This window comes from Ruegeria sp. AD11(2025) (assembly GCF_056542405.1).
The window spans coordinates 1-531 of sequence record NZ_JBQFZU010000168.1 but is presented as its reverse complement, the minus strand read 5'-3'; the positions used below and the strand labels follow the sequence as shown (position 1 = coordinate 531).

Genomic DNA, 531 nt, shown 5'->3' with positions numbered 1-531 from the left:
GGCGAACTTGCGTATATCATCGAAACCGAAAGCGCGGGTGAAAGCGCGGACGGCGAAGAAATTGTGTTCGAGGACATGTTGGCGGCTGCCGATCCCGAGAAGGGCGCCCGCGTGTACCGTAAGTGTACGGCTTGCCACAAACTGGAAGATGGCGCCAATGGCACCGGTCCGTACCTGTATGGTATCGTTGACCGGCCCGTTGCAACGGCCAAAGGATTCACCGGTTATTCGGCAGCCATGCAGGCGCATGGCGGAAACTGGACACCTGAGGCCCTAGACGCCTTCCTTGAACGCCCAAGCGCGTATATTTCGGGCACATCCATGAGCTTTGCGGGCTTGAGAAAACCCGAAGAACGCGCCGATCTGATTGCGTATCTGCAAACCATCGGGAACTGATATCCGGTCAATTCTAGGTGATTCCAGGCCGCTGCCGACAGGCAGCGGCTTTTTTTGTTCCGGAAAAACTTCACAAAGCGTTTATGCATTCTAAACTTGAAACAGTCAGTGCTGGACCTTTAGCTAGGTTTAGCC

At 54.8% G+C, this 531-nt stretch carries 1 protein-coding gene; it reads left to right on the top strand.

The features are described from left to right. Positions 1–396: c-type cytochrome (locus tag ACR1XY_RS24920; protein ID WP_480597567.1), on the top strand; the 396-nt coding region annotated here is incomplete at its 5' end. Positions 397–531 lie beyond the last annotated feature (135 nt).